The organism is Vibrio ruber DSM 16370, assembly GCF_900163965.1.
Lineage (GTDB): Bacteria > Pseudomonadota > Gammaproteobacteria > Enterobacterales > Vibrionaceae > Vibrio > Vibrio ruber.
The window spans coordinates 1-17,280 of sequence record NZ_FULE01000074.1 but is presented as its reverse complement, the minus strand read 5'-3'; the positions used below and the strand labels follow the sequence as shown (position 1 = coordinate 17,280).

General features: G+C 43.3%; 16 protein-coding genes and 1 pseudogene. 9 read left to right on the top strand and 8 right to left on the bottom strand.

The window, feature by feature from the left end:
* Positions 1-427: 427 nt before the first annotated feature.
* Complete coding sequence (locus VR7878_RS21160) at positions 428-589, bottom strand: hypothetical protein (protein ID WP_159440513.1); 162 nt, start codon at positions 587-589, stop codon at positions 428-430.
* 286 nt (positions 590-875) lie between these two features.
* On the bottom strand, positions 876-2,090 hold the full coding sequence (locus VR7878_RS20040; protein WP_077337738.1) for a type III PLP-dependent enzyme: 1,215 nt from the start codon (positions 2,088-2,090) through the stop codon (positions 876-878).
* Between the two features lie 888 nt (positions 2,091-2,978).
* On the opposite strand from VR7878_RS20040, the gene VR7878_RS20035 reads away from it, so the two are divergent.
* Positions 2,979-4,055 carry a M35 family metalloendopeptidase gene (locus tag VR7878_RS20035; RefSeq protein ID WP_077337737.1) on the top strand — a complete coding sequence of 359 codons (1,077 nt, stop codon included), beginning with the start codon at positions 2,979-2,981 and terminating at the stop codon, positions 4,053-4,055.
* Positions 4,056-4,251: 196 nt separating this feature from the next.
* Here the strand turns inward: VR7878_RS20035 and VR7878_RS20030 are convergent, their stop codons facing one another.
* A complete protein-coding gene (locus tag VR7878_RS20030; protein WP_077337736.1) occupies positions 4,252-4,473 on the bottom strand; it encodes a DUF3820 family protein in 222 nt (73 codons plus the stop codon).
* A 66-nt stretch (positions 4,474-4,539) separates the two neighbouring features.
* Positions 4,540-5,892 (bottom strand): 6-phospho-beta-glucosidase, encoded by a 1,353-nt coding sequence (locus tag VR7878_RS20025; protein WP_077337735.1) that lies wholly within the window; start codon positions 5,890-5,892, stop codon positions 4,540-4,542.
* A 120-nt stretch (positions 5,893-6,012) separates the two neighbouring features.
* On the opposite strand from VR7878_RS20025, the gene VR7878_RS20020 reads away from it, so the two are divergent.
* From VR7878_RS20020 to VR7878_RS20005, 4 genes are all read left to right on the top strand, one after another.
* On the top strand, positions 6,013-6,933 hold the full coding sequence (locus VR7878_RS20020) for a LysR substrate-binding domain-containing protein (RefSeq protein WP_077337734.1): 921 nt from the start codon (positions 6,013-6,015) through the stop codon (positions 6,931-6,933).
* 458 nt (positions 6,934-7,391) lie between these two features.
* Positions 7,392-7,877 carry an acyl-CoA thioesterase gene (locus VR7878_RS20015; protein WP_077337741.1) on the top strand — a complete coding sequence of 162 codons (486 nt, stop codon included), beginning with the start codon at positions 7,392-7,394 and terminating at the stop codon, positions 7,875-7,877.
* A 306-nt stretch (positions 7,878-8,183) separates the two neighbouring features.
* On the top strand, positions 8,184-8,726 hold the full coding sequence (gene speG, locus VR7878_RS20010; protein ID WP_077337733.1) for a spermidine N1-acetyltransferase: 543 nt from the start codon (positions 8,184-8,186) through the stop codon (positions 8,724-8,726).
* A gap of 31 nt (positions 8,727-8,757) precedes the next feature.
* Positions 8,758-9,054, top strand: coding sequence for an antibiotic biosynthesis monooxygenase family protein (locus VR7878_RS20005; protein ID WP_077337732.1), 297 nt, complete (start codon positions 8,758-8,760; stop codon positions 9,052-9,054).
* Positions 9,055-9,207: 153 nt separating this feature from the next.
* Here VR7878_RS20005 and ppiC read toward each other — a convergent pair whose 3' ends face one another.
* Both ppiC and VR7878_RS19995 read right to left on the bottom strand, forming a co-directional pair.
* On the bottom strand, positions 9,208-9,486 hold the full coding sequence (gene ppiC / locus VR7878_RS20000; RefSeq protein ID WP_038177759.1) for a peptidylprolyl isomerase PpiC: 279 nt from the start codon (positions 9,484-9,486) through the stop codon (positions 9,208-9,210).
* Between the two features lie 83 nt (positions 9,487-9,569).
* Entirely contained in the window at positions 9,570-10,826 is a 1,257-nt protein-coding gene (locus VR7878_RS19995; protein ID WP_306345813.1) for a methyl-accepting chemotaxis protein, read from the bottom strand.
* Positions 10,827-11,256: 430 nt separating this feature from the next.
* On the opposite strand from VR7878_RS19995, the gene VR7878_RS19990 reads away from it, so the two are divergent.
* A complete protein-coding gene (locus VR7878_RS19990) occupies positions 11,257-12,174 on the top strand; it encodes a chemotaxis protein (protein WP_077337731.1) in 918 nt (305 codons plus the stop codon).
* 139 nt (positions 12,175-12,313) lie between these two features.
* Here VR7878_RS19990 and VR7878_RS19985 read toward each other — a convergent pair whose 3' ends face one another.
* The gene (locus VR7878_RS19985) at positions 12,314-12,937 is read right to left on the bottom strand and encodes an aldolase/citrate lyase/malate synthase family protein (RefSeq protein ID WP_077337739.1); all 624 of its coding nucleotides are present in this window, start codon (positions 12,935-12,937) and stop codon (positions 12,314-12,316) included.
* 174 nt (positions 12,938-13,111) lie between these two features.
* Here VR7878_RS19985 and VR7878_RS19980 point away from each other — a divergent pair, with 174 nt between their 5' ends.
* Positions 13,112-14,656 (top strand): DUF3612 domain-containing protein, encoded by a 1,545-nt coding sequence (locus VR7878_RS19980; RefSeq protein WP_077337730.1) that lies wholly within the window; start codon positions 13,112-13,114, stop codon positions 14,654-14,656.
* Between the two features lie 42 nt (positions 14,657-14,698).
* Here VR7878_RS19980 and VR7878_RS19975 read toward each other — a convergent pair whose 3' ends face one another.
* Positions 14,699-16,060, bottom strand: a complete 1,362-nt coding sequence (locus tag VR7878_RS19975) for a diguanylate cyclase (RefSeq protein ID WP_077337729.1) — start codon at positions 16,058-16,060, stop codon at positions 14,699-14,701.
* Between the two features lie 372 nt (positions 16,061-16,432).
* Here VR7878_RS19975 and VR7878_RS19970 point away from each other — a divergent pair.
* Together VR7878_RS19970 and VR7878_RS19965 are read left to right on the top strand one after the other, a co-directional pair.
* Positions 16,433-17,047 (top strand): annotated as a pseudogene (locus tag VR7878_RS19970) (DUF3541 domain-containing protein); the annotation flags it as partial.
* A 69-nt stretch (positions 17,048-17,116) separates the two neighbouring features.
* On the top strand, positions 17,117-17,280 hold a 164-nt coding region (locus VR7878_RS19965; protein ID WP_139343958.1), incomplete at its 3' end, for a transposase.

Sequence of the window (17,280 nt, the reverse complement as noted above, 5' to 3'; positions counted from 1 at the left end):
TTCTCAACGTTGCGACTCCAGCTTGTTTGAAGCCTTGCTGAATAAGCTCTGGCGATAGCAACTCGGCATATTTTTCAAAAGTATGGAAGGTGTTACAGGACTTAAAGGCTGTGGCTAATTCGCTTTCAAAACGCATAAAGAAAATCCGATATCAGATAACGAATATCGGATTTTGAAGCCTTTTAAAGATCGGTCAAATGATCTCGAAAATTTCTTAACTGATCGGCATTACTCTCAGGAGTGCTTTTTTATATCTGATTATATTGTCTTATTTATACAGCGCGAACCCGCATGTGATGATAAACAGATATTCAAGAGTTAGAAATGAGGAGGGATTCATTCGGTGATATCATCCGGCCTTGCCGGAAGAAAACCACCGAATTCAAAAAAACAAGCGCAGCAATTAGAATGGATTTTTTCTTAATGATCAGAAATTAACCCAAGTTAAAGCGAGCATAAACGTAATGACGGCTGTCACGCCAAACATTGCAAAGATACCGGCAAGTTCTTTCACGGCACTGACGAAAGACGTGCTCATTTTTGTTTTAGGAACATTAACCGTAATTTGTGAAGAAAGTATTGAACTCATAACTCGGCTCCTACCGTTATTTTATTTCACAACCAAGTGTTGTTTAGTTCAAATTATCAGCAATTTTGTGACTCAAGTCAATATTTATGGTAATTAAATTACGAAATGTTTGTAATTATCAAAATATACTGATGAAAATTCGATAAATTTCAAATAAATAAGCCAGATTTATCGCGGTGTAACAGGACGCCTCTCGATGAGAAGAAAAGATGATAAGCCACAGAATTGCTAGCTGTGGCTTGTTCGACAAGATATCGGGTGACTCAATTAAGTCGTGAATACAACCTTAACCGATAAGGCGTTCTTGATTCATTGAGTCTTCACTAAACGCATCTTCATTCAATACAATGGTCTGAGCCCGTTTGAAGAAATTAAAATCTGTTGCGGTGGCACTGGTGTAAGCCCCCATCATACAACCAACAATCAGATCACCATTCTCTAATTGAGGCAACATAATATCCTCAGCGATCACATCAATACTGTCACAAGTCGGACCGGCCAAAACACTCGGCAGCAGGTCGCCACCTTGTTTCAAAGTCACCAACGGGTATTGTGCATCGTCAAACATCAGTCCGCTGAAAGAGCCGTAGATACCATCGTCAAGGTAGTACCACATTTGGCCTTCTCGCTCTGCCTGCCCCATCACGGAAGCCACGCTCATCACGGCTTGCGCCACGATAAAACGTCCCGGTTCAGCTAAAACCTGCACCGTTTCCGGTAACTCATTCAAGGCATCATTAATTGGTTCACAAAATTGCTCAATCGGCATCACCTGTCTGGTATAATTGACAGGGAAGCCTCCGCCAATGTCCAGTGTACTCAAAGCCGGTAATCCGCGCGCAACAACTTCTTCCATGACTGTTTTACAAGTCTGGATCGCATCAACATACTTTTGTGGCTGAATTGTCTGAGAACCAACATGAAAAGAGAGTCCCTTAATCCGAATATTCCATGCCTGAGCCGTTTCAATGATTGCCAGTGCCTGTTCGGGAGAACAACCGAATTTCTTCGACAGATCCGCAAATGCTTCCGCATTACGGAAACTCAAACGCACCAATAATTCTACCTCATCTTTGTAAGGCTTAAATTTTGCCAGTTCATTCAGATTATCCACCACAAAGACAGAGCAGCCATATGCTAACGCATCGCGAATGTCTGCATCACGTTTAATCGGGTGAGTGTGGATTGTACGTTCAGCCGGCACACCTTCTTGAGCTGCCAGTTCAACTTCACCACTCGTTGCCAGATCAAAGCTGGCGCCTTCCTCAAGCAGCGTTCTGACCACGACCGGATGCGGCAGTGGTTTCAGCGCAAAATGAAGCGTTACATTTGGTAAAGCGTTATTCAGTGCCCGATATTGCTGACGAATAATCTCACAATCGAGCATCAAAAGGGGCGCGCCGAATTGTGACACGGCTGATTCAACTAAACGAATATCATCAGCAGAAAGAGTTCGGGCAGCAAAAGATTGAAAATTTAATACTGAATGGGCGTGAGCCATAACAAATCTCCGGGTCAGGCACTTTTCATCGGACTGTTTTTATGAAAAGTGGAGCGTCAATAAAAGCGTCAATACGCTGTCAAAGTCACTCTTGGATAGTTGCTCTATCGCCTTGCCACAAAGGTGTGATGTACTCGGATTGGCTATCATCAAGAAGCCAGCTGATAGTAAGTTCATGTGGGGACAGACGCAATAAAAAATAGCCTTGCAAAAGTCAAAAATTTTTTATGGTCAGGATAGCGTTTATTGATAGTTATTCCTTGATGAGGATGTGGTTATTCCGTATCTGTTTCATCCTATAGGCAGAAAGATATTGTTATTCTGACGATCACTTCCCGGCTATCGTGTCTCAGCAGGAATATGTACAACACATGTCATTATTTTTAATTTGGCAATTTCATATTTTTCAATCATTTAATATTGTTCACTAAAAAATTAACAATTTTATTAATTTAAACTAACCATAAACTCACTAATAGTAAATTTATAAATAAAAATAAACCATAGAAAATAATGTATATAAATATATTTTTAATCACAAACAAAACAAACCAAAAACTCACTCACAGTTATACTATTAAGCATTTATAATCAAATAGATAATCTATCAAAGTTAATTATAAAACCTCCAACACTATTAATAATCAAGTAAATTATAAATTACATTTTCATCATTAATAACAAAAACAACCATGCTGATTTTTATTTCAAACTTTACACTTTTACACAAATGAAACATAATTCAAAAATCAATAAAAAGCATATTTTAAATAATGTTTAAGGTGGGAGCAGACCTGCTTTAAACACGCAGCGACGAATGATTGATATCAACTTAGCCGTAACAATATCGATGATTCAGAAACTATGAAATAAAATGGAGTTTATTAAATGAATAAGGCAACAAACTTATTGTTGAGTGCAGTCGTAGGCAGTATGTCATCTCTGGCTTATGCGCACACTCTGGATGTCACCGTGACCCCTTTAAATCAATCTTATGGTGAAGGCAGTGATGTCAAAGTCGAGCTAAGCATTACGAACAATGGGCAGGGTGATGTCGAGGTGCTCGATTGGTATCTCATCAATCACAACAAACTGCAGAAGAATGCCTTTACCGTTACCGTCGATGGTGAAGCAGTCGCCTATACAGGCCCAATCATTAAACGGCCAGCACCGACGGCTCAGGATTATATGACCTTGTCTGCCGGCCAGACCATCACCCAAACGGTCGATCTGTCATCCTTCTATGATATGACGCGTGAAGGGACATACAGTGTTCAGTTTAATGCTACCGCGCTGGATTTAATAAAATCCGAAGAGCAAGTAAAACTACAGGCTGAAGATCAAGTTCAGACGCTCAGTTCAAATGGTGTCAGCTTCTGGGTGGAAGGTGTTCACCCAAAGATCGCAACCATTAATGAATCGGAACTCGATATTGCAGAATTGAGAGGCGGAATCAGCTATGTCGGTAACTGCTCAAATAGCCAGAAGAGTCAAATCAGTACCGCTGTTAGCGCGGCACGGAGCATGTCAGGTTCAGCTTACAACTATTATCAGGCTGGTTCAGTGACTTCTCGCTATACCACTTGGTTCGGCTCATATTCAAGCGGTCGTTACAACACCGTCAAAGGACATTTCCAGAAGATAACCGATGCACTGCAAAACAGAACGGTCACCGCCGATTGTTACTGTGAAGGCAGCCTTTCCAATGCATATGCTTACGTTTATCCCAACCAACCCTATCGTATCCACTTATGCAATGCTTTCTGGGCGGCTCCGACAACAGGCACAGACTCAAAAGCCGGAACACTGATTCATGAAATGAGCCATTTCACGGTCAATGGCGGTACAGATGATATTGCTTACGGGCAGTATAATGCGCGTCGTCTGGCACAGTCATCACCAAATCAAGCAGTCAATAACGCTGATTCTCACGAATACTTTGCGGAGAATAGCCCTCGTTTATAATCCGTCTCTTGTTTTCATCAAGAGTACTTATCGAAAGCAGACCAACCGAAAGCACCACGAGCCGGTGCTTTCGGTTCATTCCTGAGCCCTAGATATAAATAGTTCCTAAATATAAATAGTCCCTAGATATAAATAGTTTAATCGTCATGTCCCCGGCTTCACCTCGCTCCTTGCCGGGCGTAATATACAGCGGGTTTCAAGATGATTGTTTCAATGGTTTCACAAGGCGATCCAACCCTTCAACTTTCAACGTCAGGCAGAGTTGCATCAATTCCCCGAGTTCTCCTTGAGGAAATTCCCCCTTATTTTGAAACCATAATAAATATTCTTCCGGTAAATCAATTAACACACGTCCGGCATAACGGCCAAACGGCATTTTCATCGTTGCCAGTTTTAGCAAACTCTCTTTTTGTAGCATAGCGGATGTCTTTATCGGTTGAAGTTATCGGTATTCTAATCGATTCAGCGTCCTCTTGGCTCTTGATTATTCACCTGCGCGATTAACCGTCGGATTTTGTTCAAGTATCCAACGAAACTGAGGCATATCATCTGAGTTTTCTCGGACTGTTTCTGCCAGTGCTTCATCTAAGATTGTACCGGTATTGACAATAGGGTTGAGTATTAACCCTCGTTTTGCAGCGACCAAATCACCTTTCACTGCCGCTTCAACCGTGAGTGTTTCGTACGCTTTCATCAGTTGAATCAGGCGTAATGTATCATCCGGGAATGGTTCAACATTCAGAGGAAGCGGGCCACTTTTGGTAATAATCGAGCTCACTTCTACAGCACAATCATCCGGTAAACCACTAATCGCACCATGATTACGGGTATTGACGTGCATCACGGTGCGCTTGTCGTTGTATATTGAAGTCATCAGCTCACATGCAGCTTCTGAATAATATTGGCCGCCACGTTTTTCCAACTCTTTGGGTTTTTCTGCCAAATCTGGATTTTTATAAATATCAAACAGGCGTTTTTCCATTGCTTTTACCACTTCACCACGAGTCCCTTCCCCGTCAGCCTCTGCTTGCTCTTGCTTCATAATATCGTCACTGGTGTAGTAATAACGCAAATAAGCGCAAGGTATCATACCCATATCTTTTAATAGATCTTTGGGCCACTCAAACGGTGGAATATTCGCCGGCACTAATGGATCATTGCCGTTTAAAATTTCATTCATCACTAAATTTAATTTATCCGCCCCTTTATGCAGTATTTTTCGGACCCAAATCATATGATTGAGCCCCGCGACTTGCATAATAAACTCACCTTCACCGGCACCAATAATTTGTGCAATCCCTTTCTCCATAATCACAGGGACGTTACATAAGCCGACAGCTTTTATATCGGTATATTTCAATACGGCTTCAGTTACCATACCCGATGGATTGGTGAAATTCAGTAACCATGCATCCGGGCAAAGTTCTTCCATGTCTTTACAGATATCTAAAGTTATTGGAATTGTCCGACATGCATTTGCAAAGCCACCAAGTCCATTAGTTTCTTGCCCGATCATGCCGTATTTTAAAGAAATTCGTTCATCACGAATTCGACCGTCAAGACAACCCGCTCTAAATTGCGAACAAACAAAATCTGCATTTTCCAGCGCAAGACGACGATCCAGCGTCACTTTAACGTCAATGTTGAAACCTTTCTTTTGAATCATTCGCTGAGCCAGTTCAGCAATAATATTTACTTTTTCTTTCCCTGCTTCGATATCAACTAACCAGAGTTCAGCAATCGGGAATTCATGATAGCGGTTAATCAGGCCTTCGATTAGCTCCGGTGTATAACTTGAGCCACCACCAATCACAACAACTTTCAATTTATGGTTCATTTTGCAATACTCTCCCATGTGTCCTTTTTGTGTTCATTGCACCTGACAAGCCCAACCGCGACAAACGAAATCGTGATACTTATGAATCAATATTTCTAATGCATGGGGTCATCTATACACATGGCAGATAAGCAAAATATCTTAGCGAACCTTTATACTTTCAGCGTTGTAGCAAAGTTTTTAAGTTTCACATTAGCAGCGGAAGAGTTATGCCTGACGCAGGGCGCTGTCAGCCAACGGATTAAAAAGCTTGAAGCAGATCTCGGTTTCACGCTTTTTGTTCGTCTGACAAGAAAACTTGAGCTGACGGAAGACGGCCACAGGATGCTCAGAACCTTAACCAAATCGCTGTCAAATATCTTCACTGAAGTTGACGATATTCGCTTTAATGAATTAAGAGGAGAATTGTATATCGGAATCGCTCCGACATTTGCTCATTTATGGTTAGTCCCTAAAATGGGTGAATTTCAACGTTTATATCCCTATCTGGATGTAAAGATGCGAGTCAAGGCAAGTAAGCTGGATTTCCATAATCAACCGGTTGATATTGCGATTTACTATGGCAATGAAACCCATCCGGATTTTTATCACATTCGGCTATTTGATGAATACTTAGTTCCTGTATGTACACCTGAATATGCTCAGCGTTTCAATTTATATGACAGTGAACCGCGCCTAGAAGAAGCCACTTTTCTGCATTGCACTGAGTCGTTAGAGTTCTTATCACCATTGAGCGAATGGCAGCATTGGCTCAATGCAACGGGCAGAAGCACTCATATTTTGCAACATAAGTATGTGTTTAATCATGAAGAACTCACGATGGTTGCAGCCCGAAATTCAATGGGAATCGCCTTAGGCCGCTATCATACAATTCAACCATACCTTGACAGTGGCACACTGGTCACATTATTTGACCGTGTTCCCTCTGGATACGGTTATGATTTAATTTGTCCCAAAGGCCATGAAACACGACCGAAATTACAGGCTTTTTTAAATTGGATTAGTAAATATATTGAGTGTTATCAGACTGATAATATTTAATATTTTTAACTATACACCGAAGAGTATCACTCACCCGTTGTTCAGCCGCTTGCCGATATTCATCATTGAATCGCTCATACAGTCTAAAATATCGCACAATGAATCGTTGTAGACAGCGCGTTTGTAGCTGAGACGTCAAGCTTAGTGAAGCGAAGCGTCGTGCTGCAACGCCTTATGCCACAGGATTTTGCCAGCGGCTTCTGTTCAAAGCATAAATTGCATGGTCAACAATGCGACCGTTAATATTTTCTGCGCAAGTGATGATGCCTTCAAGACTGAAACCTGAACGGTCACGGGAGTACATCAAGTCAACATCCATAGCACTCGCTAACACAACTATCATATTGACAGGACATAAAAATTCCCGTCTTATGAACTTATCGTAATCTTGCATAAGTTCAGACAACAAATAGCAATATCAATTTATGGTTGTCTCCACAATTGATGAGGGCGTCGATATGACAAATAAAAAAAGAGAGCTCACGCTCCGTTTTCTGGCCGAGCCCAGCGATGTAAATTTCGGCGGTAAAGTGCACGGTGGTGCAGTGATGAAGTGGATCGACTTAGCCGCCTATGCCTGCTCTGCGGCCTGGAGCGGAAAATATTGCATTACCGCCTATGCCGGTGGTATTCGATTTGTCGCCCCAATTCTGGTCGGCCATCTTGTTGAAGTGACCGCTAAAATCGTCTACACAGGTCGCACATCAATGCATGTTGCCATCGACGTTCAGGCGAGTGATCCTAAATTGCAAGAAAACCGGCTAACCACACACTGCATTGTGATTATGGTTGCTGTCGATGAACATGGAAAACCAAGTTCTGTACCGGAATGGGTTCCATCCACACCGGAAGATATTGCGCTCAGAGAATCAGCGATTCGTCTAATGAACATGCGCCAAGAAATCGGCGAAGAAATGGAAGCCCATGTCCAATACCTGAAATAATATTAAACCACTACCGGCCAGAGATCTTTTGGTCGGTCTCTTCGCTTGCATTGCAACAATCCCACCGGAGCACCGGATTCACCCTTCCTTGGCAGGCCCCTTTGAATACCGATTCAGGTGTCTGTCCTTATAACTCTCCCTTTAAGTGTCTGTCCTTGTAACGCCTGTGTTTGGAATGTTTTTCCGCTGCTTGCAAGCTATCTGGTGCCTGTCCTTACAACGTGCTATGTTATACGCCACATCTGATTCACGTCGGCAGATTGTGCCATGAAAAAACTTAACACAAGAGTAACTTCGGGTCATACCATGAAAAGTGAGCTTTACCTGCGGGCATTAGAACGCCAGGATCTACGTTTTATTCACAATCTTAATAATAATAGAAATATCATGTCGTACTGGTTCGAAGAACCATATGAATCTTTTGATGAACTTGAAGAGCTGTATAACAAACACATTCACGACAATGCAGAAAGACGCTTTGTGGTAGAAAATGAAAATAAACAGCTAATTGGCCTGGTTGAGTTAATTGAGATCAACTACATTCACAGAAGTGCTGAGTTCCAGATCATTATTACCCCTGAATATCAGGGAAGAGGTTATGCCTTGGATCTGATCAACAAAGCGCTGGATTATTCATTTACCATTCTTAATTTACATAAGATTTATCTGCACGTTGCTATCGACAATGAAATAGCGCTCTATTTGTATCGTAAAGCTGGTTTTGTTGAAGAAGGGCATCTGATTGAAGAGTTCTTTATTAATGGACGCTATCAGGATGTCAAACGCATGTATATTTTACAACATGACTATCTGAACAAGACCAGATCCCTCTCAGATGTATCAAAATAAGGAATAAACCACAGACTAAGGAGGACGTTATATGTTTCGGGTCATCTATGAATGGCATGTGCCAAGCGAAAAAATGGATGAGTTTCAAAACGTATGGCGTTCAGTAACGGATAACATTCACCATTCGGTGGCAGGCGCATTAGGCAGTTTTATGGTTCGTTCGTCTGATACGCCTGACAAAGTTCTCACCATTGCTAAGTGGCGTGCACGTGAAGACTGGGAATTGTTCTGGCAAAACAGTAACCCGGAAAAAATGCAAAAAATGAGAGCGATTGCCAAGCGGATTTCCGTTGAAACGTTCGATGAAATTGAAGACCGAACCAGATAGCGGAACTGGCATACAAAATATTCAAGCGAGTCATCAGATCAGTGTGTCGTATTTTCAGTTTATCCTGACAATTTACAGGGGTTGTAACCTCAATAAGATGTTACGACCCATGACCCGTTAGCCAGTGGGGATGAAACGAACAAACTCTCGCACTCACGTCCGGTACAGCACTTTAATCACATGCCAGCCAAATTTGGTTTTGACAATCTGTGGTTTGAGCACTTCCCCCCGAAAACAGGCTTTGTCAAATGCAGGTACCATTTGCCCCTGACGAAATTCCCCCAAATCACCGCCTTTCTTGCCGGAAGGACATAAAGAATATTTTCGGGCAAGCGTTTGAAATTTCGCACCTTTTTTAAGCTGCTGTAGGATATCTTCCGCCTGATTCTGATGTTTTACCAGAATATGCAAAGCTGCTGCTGTTCTTGCCATTGAATCGCCTCCCCCACTGAAAGGAGGCGAAGTTTAACGAACTTCATCAATGAAGTCATCATCAATTCTTAGCGCGACTGTCCTCATAATTTCTGATGGAATTCTTCAATTGCACCGACGACTTTTTTCGCGCCTTCTTGAATATCAGCCATCACGACCCCGGCATCATTCGACAGTTGCAAACCATCGTTTGCTCTCTTCTGCCCGTTTTCAATCAACCCGACTGCACGTTCCGTCAGTTTTTGGTTTTTTGACACCACATCGACTATTTCAGCGGTGGTTTTACTGGTTCGCAAAGCCAGCTCTCGGACTTCATCAGCAACGACAGCAAAGCCACGCCCCTGATCACCGGCTCTGGCTGCCTCAATGGCGGCATTGAGAGCAAGTAAGTTGGTTTGATCGGCAATCCCACTGATGTTACCCACCAGATCACTGACCCTCTTGGAAAGCTCATCCAGATCTTTAATCCCTTGACTGGCATGAATCATCTGCTGTTCAAGTTCTTCCATCGTGCGAATAGTGTCCTGAATAACCCCCTGCCCTTTTTCTGCCTGAGTATCGGTTAACCGTGACGTTTCGTAGGCAATATTGGCAGCTTCAGAAATCGCCTGTTCCCGATTCATCTGTTCTGTGATGACAGAGGCAAATTTCACCACTTTGTATAATTCGCCATGGTTGTTATGAATCGGATTATAAGAGGCTTCCAGCCATACCTCGTTGCCATATTTATCAATCCGTTTAAACCGATCAGAGACAAAATTCCCCTTCCTCAGTTTACGCCAAAAGGCTTCATATTCAGGAGAATTATAAAGCTCAGGTTCACAGAACATACGGTGATGCTTACCGACAATTTGTTCCTTTTTATACCCCATGGTGTGGAGAAAGTTATCATTTGCCGTCAAAACATGTCCGTCCAGATCGAACTCAATTACAGCTGTCGAACGCAGCAGGGCTGCGATCATATCTTCATATTCTCTTGAGGTGCGAATCGTTTGTGTCAGCTCCGAAGCATAGAGTAAAAAATATTGCAGCTTTTTATCAATATCGTAAATCGGTTGCAAAATGGCCCGCAACCATGATTCTTCACCGTTTCCCTTTAACAGTTGCAACGCACCATTCCAGTGTTTACCGTCCTTCAGTGCATGACTCAAACGTTGATAGTGCCCGGTTGAACGCTCTTTGGGTGGTACCATGTCGGTGAGCTTACATCCTTCAATATTTTGTGACTCGTATTTCATCTCTTTACAAAAAAGCGAATTCACCGAACTCACCTGCCCGGCTGGGTTCAGTTTTATTGTTAACATCTCTTTGCCAAGGCTGTCATGCATCTGTTTAATCATGTGAAGCTCTTTTTTTAAGGATTCATTTTCTTTGACAAGGGAACGGTTAAAAAACATGAAAGACACCTCTTTCTCAGCACCAATAGATAAGACTCTTTCTATCATAGTAGACATTTTTCATATCTACACACTAATGTAGCTGTTACAGAGTGTTAAAGTAAAAAGACGGAAAGTCGTTACCAATTACCATAGATTGATCACGGTCTCCTCTCACAAAGAAATCGGGGATAAAACGGCAAGATCCATCGATAAACTGGCGTTTTGCAGTATGCTTAGGAATAAGCGCATGATATTCGCAATTACATCTGATGTGATGTGAGTTCCCGGAACAACGCGCCAAAGACAACTCAACGTACCAGTTGATCGGAACTCGCATCTTAGCGCAATTTAAGTATATTATTGGCGTAAGTATTTTTTAAGGTAAATCGTCATGGCGAAAACCGTTAGTAAAGCCAATCAATCGCAAGGGATGTTGATGTTTACACTCAATCTTAAACGTCAACTGTTTGCTATTGGCACCTTAAAGATTCGAGAAATTGTGTCCTATCAACCGATGACACAGATCCCGTATTCTCACCGTAATGTTGTCGGTACTGTCACGATTCGTAATATGACAATTCCCGTCATTGATATGGCCGCGGCCATTGGTTTCCGACCAATTCCGCCGGAAGAATATCAAAATTGTTATTTAATCGTCACAGACTGCCTGCGTACTGTGGTTGCATTCATGGTCAGAACGATTGAAAAAATCATTGAATGTGACTGGCGTTCGATTGAGTCAGCACCGTCAACCGCAGGACATCATATTTTTGTTACCGGCATCACCCGTTACCAAGACAATATCGTCCAGATGCTGGATGTTGAATTGCTGTTATCGAAGATCTATCCACAATACGAAGCGACCAAGATTCCGATCCTGACAGATGTGGAGCGAGAAAAACTCAAATCCTTCAATATTTTGCTCGTGGATGATTCCAGTCTGGCCCGGAAACAGTTGGCTGACGCGCTGGACGGTATCAATATCCCTTATGAAATTTGCAAAAATGGGGCAGAGGGTCTGCAATTGATGCGTAAACGGGCAGAGCAAGGCTCTCCGATCGACATTCTGGTCAGTGATATCGAAATGCCGGGTCTTGACGGCTATGAGCTCGCATTCGAGATTCAGAATGATGATGCACTAAACCATGCCTACATTATCCTTCATACCTCACTTTCCAGTGAAATCTGTGTTGATCGTGCCCGTCAGGTCGGGGCTCATCAGGCACTGGAAAAATTCCACGCGACAGAATTGGTCGAAGCCATGCTGCGCGGAGCAACGAAGTTACAGGAACGGGCTTTTAGCAGCTGATATCCATCAAAAATAAATGATGTACTGCCAGTCAATACACCAACCGCGTATGAATTGCCTAACAATCCATACGCGGTTATTCATATATAAACTTCAATGATGTGAATTGATCAATGTGAAATACCGGAGCGAAACCGCATCAAGCACTGAATGAATCCAAGTTGAAACTGATACCCAGCTGATAATCAGCTTCATCTTTAGACCGATACTCTTTATTTTCACTGCAAACCTGAGGATGCCCCAGTCCATCGGCTTTTACCAAGCTGACCCAATGGCGCAGGCCTAGCGTTGCATGGCTTTCTGAAGCGACAGAATTCAAGTGGGTGTTCGTTTCCAGCTGAATGTCGTTCACCGAAACCAGCTCCGGCATTCCTGTTCCTGTGCCATTCCCTAATGTCACTTCAACGTGGCACCCATCACCATTACGAAACAAAATGGCTTCAGGATTATTGCGCTCACCGAGATAAGCGACAAAATGTTGCGGATAACGCAGTCCGGTATGACGTCCGTCCTGAAAGTAAGCCATCAGATGATGGTAATCGATCACATAGCCGGTCACATCACTGTGTGAACCTTCATGTAACGGGAAAAGCTGGTCAAGTAACTGTTTCGCCTGCAGCTGTTTTTCTTGTACCTGTCCGGCCCCCAACGACTCCACGGACATAACCATTTCAGTAATAAATTGACCTGACTGTTGCTCATATGACGAATTATCTGACTTTAACGAATAATCCGTATCTCGCGAACTCTGTAACATTGGCATATTCATTCATGCACCCTCTTTGCAGCAAACGCTCTCCGTTTCACACTCTCCATTTCACAAAATCACGTCATACAAAATACTTTTTTGGCTGCATCGTGATTTTGCTTACTTTTTAGACTAATCTATTTTTATACATAATTTCACAACAAAAATTTTACAGTGTGAATTTTACAAATGCCCGCATCTAAAAGTTTAATTCGACAGTCCCATTTTCTTGGCACCAAAGTCCGGAATTTGCGAAAGCGCAATCATCTGACAATGGAAGATTTATCATCTCGTTGTATTCGGCTGAATCCCGAATATGCCCCTTCTGTGTCTTACCTATCGATGATTGAGCGGGGAAAACGGGTTCCGAGCATCGAAATGTTAGCCGTGATCGCTGAAGTCTTTCAGAAAAGTCCACAATGGTTTCTCGATGATCAACCGGAGCAGATTGATATCACCCCGGATAAAGGCAGCCGGGGAGGAATCAGTGGGATGGCCTTAGAGCCCAGCTTCCTGTTTTCACAAGATATTCTCCAGATTGCAATCCCTGAAATGTTGTCTCAAACCGGCATTACGGGACGTCAGTTTGCCCAGTTACTCATCCGGGCACATCAGGAAAGCCTGCAAAATCATTTCCCGGATCTGGAACGTGCTGCAGAGAATGTCGGACTCAAAAAACTGAATCTGACAGTTGAAGATTTGACGGATATTGCCAGACATTTAGGGCTCGTGATTCACTGGTTTTCACAAACACCGCAAGAAGTTCAAGATGATTTGGGGCTTTCCGCTAAACAATTAATCACCTCTTATTTCGAACCACCGAGCGGTATTTATCTCAATGAGGCAATGAAGCATCATCCGACCCGTTTGAAATATGATCTCGCGGTATACATCGGTCACAATATTCTTCACAGCAAAGATGGTTGTAAAACTGTGCTCTCGATCGGCCATACCAGCAGTTGGGAAGATACCGGAAATTCACAGCCTAACTATGAACTGAACTCAAACGATATTTTACAAGCCTGGCGAGATTTCGAATCGAGCTTTTTTGCCGGTGCGCTACTCTGCCCGAAAGTGCCATTCCGGCAACTACTGGATCGCAATGGCTATGAAATCAGTGTCCATCAGAAAGTCGGGGTATCCCCATCCGTCGCGATGCGTCGAATGACGGTTGTCTCACCCTATCCCTACTGGCACTACTTTGATGCTTACGGAGAAGGAAAGCTCAAAGCCGTCTACCGAGGCAACGGTATTCCACTTCCTTGGGGCAATATGAGGACAGTCAACGACCCTTGCCAGCACTGGGCCGTATTTCGGCAGCTCAAACACCCACAGACCGCCAGTTCCGCTCAAATTTCATTGCTCAATGTCGGAGACGAACCGAGAATTTACTGTTGTGAATCACTGAATCTCATTGATCCTGCGGGTAACAATCGGGTGCTATGTGCCGGTATTGATCTCAACCCGGCCATCAATGCTCAGGGAGGGGATGCTCAGCAAATGGCAATGGAGCTCAAAGCATCTTGTGTCAAAAATGGTGGGATGACAGCCATACCTTCATCAATTCGAAGTGAACTGACGACGCTGGCCAAAATACTCAATATCAAGTGGATAGAACGCGGTATCGTCAACGATGCCCGGTTAATCTGCCCCAGAGGCAGTGTCTGTCCCCGTCAGCCGAGCTGTTATAACACCTCACCCGACACCGACAATATAATCGTGACTGACCGATAATATTGTCGGGGAAGTCGTAGATGGTTCCGATACTCAGAAGATTCAGGACGCGTATTTTTCATCATACATTTCATTATCAGCATGATGAATCATTTCGTTAACACTCTGCATGTCCGGTCGGTAACGGGTATAACCGACACTGATGCCAACCGGAATGGCAAGCTCTCCACAGATCACTGGCGTAACCCCGACCGCATGACGTACCCGATCCATAATTTTTCGCAAATCTTCGCCTTTTTCTCCGCCTTTTAGCAAAACGAGGAACTCGTCACCGCCAATCCGCGCAGCACAATCGTTGTCCCGAATCGCATTTTCAATTCTTCGTGCGCATTCGACCAGCACCTGATCCCCGACACTATGTCCATGGGTATCATTGATCGTTTTGAATTTGTTCACATCAATACACAATAGAGCAAAACCCATCGGTTGTTTGGCACGTTTTTCCCGCTCGAAATACCGATTCAATTCATTCATAAAATAACGACGATTCGGCAGATGCGTCAGTTCATCATAAAGAGACAGCCGGTTCGATTTATCATAAAGACGATAAATCACCAGAAAAGAAGCGACGAGGCATACCAGTAACAGATAACCAATCACACGTACAATATTGGTCTGAAACCAAGGGACTTGATCAAGAATATTGACATTCTCCTGTTCTGCGATCGCAATACTCCAGGAACCATGCGGGAAATAGATCATCTCCTTGGCAAAAGCATGTTTAAAAACATCAGGTTGTCCCCAGAACACCGCACCCTGCTCCCCGGAACTATCTTGCCCCCGGATCGCAATATCATACCCCGGTAAAACTTTATCGACCTCAAGCGACTGAAGCAAACTGTCGATATCAATATCAACACTAATCACACCCCAGTAAAACTGATTGTATGGTGGGTCAAGAAATACCGGACAACGCGCGATGATGACGTGATCACCTTCGCCTCGCTCAACCGGACCTGCAATAAAAATTTCTTTCAGCTCATGTGCTTGTTTAACGGTTGCCCACTGCTCAGGCAGCGTCCGAAAGTCTAACCCAACCACATTGTGGTGTTCTTCCTGCGGATAGACATATTCAACAATATCATTGGGGGCAAGGCTGAGTGATCGAATATATTTTCCCTGTTCCATAATGCGCTGAGAGACTTTTTCCCAACTCTCTGCAACGGTACTGGCATTCACCGTCGTCAACGTTGACAAACTTTTCGCCACATAGATATCGGCCAGAATCGTTGCTTCGAGCTTAAACCGAATAATTGAAAGTTCCTCAGTTGTCCGGCTTTGAATTTCTTGGCGCATCACCTCTTGATGACGCTGGAAAATAAATTCAACCAATACAATCAAAATACAGGCAAGTAAAACAAGAAAACCAATCACTGTCCATTTTTTGAACAGAATGTCGCGCATAATGCTCCTCTCCCGTGAGGGGCTGGTGTGAATACGTCATCTTCCTCCAGCCATGAAATGGTCATTGACCTGATTCAATAGGCAAAAGAGCACTCTGACATTAAAAATTTATTAAAATCAAACAGTTCATATCAGAATAACTACTTTCAGCCAATAAGAACGCCCCACTAGTGATTTAGTTATCAACAATACAATCTCAAATAAGATCACATCTGATTTATTTTTTACTTAAAATATCAAGAATCACGATGTATAAGTACCTCAATAATCAGCCAGTGCGATAATTTCACAGACTTATTGCACAGCGCTAACATGGCTGATTCTACGATTGCATATGTTTTATAAATCATCCTCTCTATACTGGGTCGGCGTATGTTAAATAAATGTGGCATAGCTTCAATTTTATTCATCATATTTACCTGTCAGAGCATTGGGGCGCCCAATACACAAATTGGAGAGCCCACTGCACAAGAAGCAGCGACATTTCCCCCCAGCTTTCAAGATTCCGCGGATCAAATCGCTGAGCACTATGAACAGCGTCTCTATACGCTACCAGCCTTCAAAGCTGGCCATTATGCATTACGAATGTACCGGCAAACATTAGATAACAAATATGCAGCCGGAATTTGGCAGGACATGGCCAGAATTACCAGTACACTGAACCATTTCGCCAGTGATGTCACCACACCTGAAGCCATTTATCTTTACTCTCAACAACGTCTGTCCTCTTATGAAGAGAGTAAAGGAGAACGATCCCGGCTACGATACTCCGTCACCAAACATCATCCGGAATATCTCTATTTAGGCGTCGATTTACTCAGTGCAATGGCCAGAGCAGATGAATATGGCCTGAAGCACAAATATGATAAACGGTTGCGTCAGGTTTTACGTAAATATGACTTCAGTCTGTACGCCACCGATCCGCAGATGATCAAAGCATGGGCAGCCCAATTAGCCAATCAAGTTTTCTGGCTCAAACAGCTGGGCTGACCTGCTCCCCTAAATCTAGTCCAGTCTATACTTAGTGATGTTCATCCAACCAAGGAGATGATGAACATGAAGAAGCGATTCAACGAACAACAGATCATTACCATTCTTAAAGAAGCCGAAGCAGGTATTCCCGTCAGGGAGTTGTGCCGTAAACACGGGATCTCGGATGCGACTTTTTACACCTGGCGCAAAAAATATGCGGGAATGGATGTCTCCGAAGCCCGTCGGCT

Excerpts from the sequence above, each read along its gene's own strand:
- VR7878_RS20020 (WP_077337734.1), top strand. The coding sequence starts at position 6,013 with ATGGCAGATAAGCAAAATATCTTAGCGAACCTTTATACTTTCAGCGTT.
- VR7878_RS19975 (WP_077337729.1), bottom strand. The coding sequence starts at position 16,060 with ATGCGCGACATTCTGTTCAAAAAATGGACAGTGATTGGTTTTCTTGTT.
- VR7878_RS20025 (WP_077337735.1), bottom strand. The coding sequence starts at position 5,892 with ATGAACCATAAATTGAAAGTTGTTGTGATTGGTGGTGGCTCAAGTTAT.
- VR7878_RS20005 (WP_077337732.1), top strand. The coding sequence starts at position 8,758 with ATGTTTCGGGTCATCTATGAATGGCATGTGCCAAGCGAAAAAATGGAT.
- VR7878_RS20015 (WP_077337741.1), top strand. The coding sequence starts at position 7,392 with ATGACAAATAAAAAAAGAGAGCTCACGCTCCGTTTTCTGGCCGAGCCC.
- VR7878_RS20030 (WP_077337736.1), bottom strand. The coding sequence starts at position 4,473 with ATGCTACAAAAAGAGAGTTTGCTAAAACTGGCAACGATGAAAATGCCG.
- VR7878_RS20040 (WP_077337738.1), bottom strand. The coding sequence starts at position 2,090 with ATGGCTCACGCCCATTCAGTATTAAATTTTCAATCTTTTGCTGCCCGA.
- VR7878_RS21160 (WP_159440513.1), bottom strand. The coding sequence starts at position 589 with ATGAGTTCAATACTTTCTTCACAAATTACGGTTAATGTTCCTAAAACA.
- speG (WP_077337733.1), top strand. The coding sequence starts at position 8,184 with ATGAAAAGTGAGCTTTACCTGCGGGCATTAGAACGCCAGGATCTACGT.
- VR7878_RS19985 (WP_077337739.1), bottom strand. The coding sequence starts at position 12,937 with ATGCCAATGTTACAGAGTTCGCGAGATACGGATTATTCGTTAAAGTCA.
- VR7878_RS19990 (WP_077337731.1), top strand. The coding sequence starts at position 11,257 with ATGGCGAAAACCGTTAGTAAAGCCAATCAATCGCAAGGGATGTTGATG.
- VR7878_RS19980 (WP_077337730.1), top strand. The coding sequence starts at position 13,112 with ATGCCCGCATCTAAAAGTTTAATTCGACAGTCCCATTTTCTTGGCACC.
- ppiC (WP_038177759.1), bottom strand. The coding sequence starts at position 9,486 with ATGGCAAGAACAGCAGCAGCTTTGCATATTCTGGTAAAACATCAGAAT.
- VR7878_RS19995 (WP_306345813.1), bottom strand. The coding sequence starts at position 10,826 with ATGATTAAACAGATGCATGACAGCCTTGGCAAAGAGATGTTAACAATA.
- VR7878_RS20035 (WP_077337737.1), top strand. The coding sequence starts at position 2,979 with ATGAATAAGGCAACAAACTTATTGTTGAGTGCAGTCGTAGGCAGTATG.